This window comes from Aeromonas sp. S15(2024), assembly GCF_041402265.1.
In the GTDB taxonomy this organism is placed as follows: Bacteria; Pseudomonadota; Gammaproteobacteria; order Enterobacterales; family Aeromonadaceae; genus Aeromonas; species Aeromonas dhakensis.
Window position 1 is genome coordinate 1 of sequence record NZ_JBGLQY010000023.1, and the last position, 3,247, is coordinate 3,247.

The following is a 3,247-nucleotide window of genomic DNA, read 5'->3' on the forward strand; positions in this document are numbered from 1 at the left end:
GGTGCCTGGCAGTGTCCTACTCTCGCATGGCGAATGCCACACTACCATCGGCGCTACAGCGTTTCACTTCTGAGTTCGGCATGGGGTCAGGTGGTTCCACTGCGCTATTGCCGCCAGGCAAAAATCTTCAATCTGAAAAAGCTGATTTAATTCTTCGTTCTCGGTATCTGCTACAAGTCTTCGAACACTTCTTGGGTGTTGTATGGTTAAGCCTCACGGGTAATTAGTATGGGTTAGCTCAACACGTCGCCGCGCTTACACACCCCACCTATCAACGTTGTGGTCTCCAACGGCCCTTTAGGACCCTCAAGGGGTCAGGGATGACTCATCTCAGGGCTCGCTTCCCGCTTAGATGCTTTCAGCGGTTATCGATTCCGAACTTAGCTACCGGGCAGTGCCACTGGCGTGACAACCCGAACACCAGAGGTTCGTTCACTCCGGTCCTCTCGTACTAGGAGCAACTCCCTTCAATCATCCAACGCCCACGGCAGATAGGGACCGAACTGTCTCACGACGTTCTGAACCCAGCTCGCGTACCACTTTAAATGGCGAACAGCCATACCCTTGGGACCGACTTCAGCCCCAGGATGTGATGAGCCGACATCGAGGTGCCAAACACCGCCGTCGATATGAACTCTTGGGCGGTATCAGCCTGTTATCCCCGGAGTACCTTTTATCCGTTGAGCGATGGCCCTTCCATTCAGAACCACCGGATCACTATGACCTACTTTCGTACCTGCTCGACCTGTCCGTCTCGCAGTTAAGCTGGCTTATGCCATTGCACTAACCTCCTGATGTCCGACCAGGATTAGCCAACCTTCGTGCTCCTCCGTTACTCTTTGGGAGGAGACCGCCCCAGTCAAACTACCCACCAGGCACTGTCCGCGAGCCCGATTCAGGGCCCTGCGTTAGAACATCAAACATACAAGGGTGGTATTTCAAGGACGGCTCCAGCGCAACTGGCGTCACGCCTTCAAAGCCTCCCACCTATCCTACACATGTAGGTTCAATGTTCAGTGCCAAGCTGTAGTAAAGGTTCACGGGGTCTTTCCGTCTAGCCGCGGGTACACCGCATCTTCACGGCGAATTCGATTTCACTGAGTCTCGGGTGGAGACAGCATGGCCATGGTTACACCATTCGTGCAGGTCGGAACTTACCCGACAAGGAATTTCGCTACCTTAGGACCGTTATAGTTACGGCCGCCGTTTACCGGGGCTTCGATCAAGAGCTTCGCTTGCGCTAACCCCATCAATTAACCTTCCGGCACCGGGCAGGTGTCACACCCTATACGTCCACTTTCGTGTTTGCAGAGTGCTGTGTTTTTGATAAACAGTCCCAGCCATCTGGTCACTGCGACTCCCGTCAGCTCCATCCGCAAGGGACTTCACCAACAAGAGCGTACCTTCTCCCGAAGTTACGGTACTATTTTGCCTAGTTCCTTCACCCGAGTTCTCTCAAGCGCCTTGGTATTCTCTACCCGACCACCTGTGTCGGTTTGGGGTACGATGACTTGTAATCTGAAGCTTAGAGGCTTTTCCTGGAAGCAGGGCATCAATGGCTTCCGCACCGTAGTGCGTTCGTCTCGTGTCTCAGTGTTGTGTCTCCGGATTTGCCTAGAAACACCACCTACGCACTTTCACCAGGACAACCGTCGCCTGGCCCACCTAGCCTTCTCCGTCCCCCCATCGCAATTACAAGTCGTGCAGGAATATTAACCTGCTTCCCATCGATTACGCCTTTCGGCCTCACCTTAGGGGTCGACTCACCCTGCCCCGATTAACGTTGGACAGGAACCCTTGGTCTTCCGGCGAGGAGGCTTTTCACCCCCTTTATCGTTACTTACGTCAGCATTCGCACTTCTGATATCTCCAGCATGCCTCTCGACACACCTTCGCAGACTTACAGAACGCTCCCCTACCACTCACGCTTAGCGTGAATCCGCGGCTTCGGTGCCTGGTTTGAGCCCCGTTACATCTTCCGCGCAGGCCGACTCGACTAGTGAGCTATTACGCTTTCTTTAAATGATGGCTGCTTCTAAGCCAACATCCTAGCTGTCTGAGCCTTCCCACATCGTTTCCCACTTAACCAGAACTTTGGGACCTTAGCCGGCGGTCTGGGTTGTTTCCCTCTTCACGACGGACGTTAGCACCCGCCGTGTGTCTCCCGGATAGTACTTACTGGTATTCGGAGTTTGCATGGGGTTGGTAAGTCGGGATGACCCCCTAGCCCAAACAGTGCTCTACCCCCAGTAGTATTCGTCCGAGGCGCTACCTAAATAGCTTTCGGGGAGAACCAGCTATCTCCGAGTTTGATTGGCCTTTCACCCCCAGCCACAGGTCATCCCCTAACTTTGCAACGTTAGTGGGTTCGGTCCTCCAGTTGATGTTACTCAACCTTCAACCTGCCCATGGCTAGATCACCCGGTTTCGGGTCTACACCTTGCAACTAGACGCCCAGTTAAGACTCGGTTTCCCTACGGCTCCCCTATACGGTTAACCTCGCTACAAAATGTAAGTCGCTGACCCATTATACAAAAGGTACGCAGTCACCCCGAAGGGCTCCCACTGCTTGTACGTACACGGTTTCAGGTTCTATTTCACTCCCCTCACAGGGGTTCTTTTCGCCTTTCCCTCACGGTACTGGTTCACTATCGGTCAGTCAGGAGTATTTAGCCTTGGAGGATGGTCCCCCCATATTCAGACAGGATGTCACGTGTCCCGCCCTACTCGATTTCACATCAAGGTTGTTTTCGTGTACGGGGCTATCACCCTGTATCGCCGGCCTTTCCAGGACCGTTCCACTAACTTCCAAGATGCTTAAGGGCTAATCCCCGTTCGCTCGCCGCTACTGAGGGAATCTCGGTTGATTTCTTTTCCTCGGGGTACTTAGATGTTTCAGTTCTCCCGGTTCGCCTCGCTACGCTATGTATTCACGTAACGATACCCAGCTTATGCTGAGTGGGTTTCCCCATTCGGAAATCCGTGAGTCGTAATGTCTCTTACCGACTGCTCACGGCTTATCGCAGGTTAGTACGTCCTTCATCGCCTCTGACTGCCAAGGCATCCACCATGTACGCTTAGTCACTTAACCATACAACCCCAAGAAGTGTCGGTGAAACCGGCACAGCTTGTTGTCGTACAACAAGGACCAAATAAAATTTGGTTTTCGCCAAGAAGTTTCCAAAGCACTTGTAACAAATGTTTGAGAACTACTTTTTAAATCAGCTTTCCAGATTGTTAAAGAGCA

At 52.7% G+C, this 3,247-nt stretch carries 2 rRNA genes; both read right to left on the reverse strand.

The window, feature by feature from the left end:
• Positions 1–3: 3 nt before the first annotated feature.
• Positions 4–118, reverse strand: a 5S ribosomal RNA gene (gene rrf / locus ACB033_RS22595).
• An 84-nt stretch (positions 119–202) separates the two neighbouring features.
• Positions 203–3,091 (reverse strand): 23S ribosomal RNA (locus ACB033_RS22600).
• Positions 3,092–3,247: the final 156 nt, after the last annotated feature.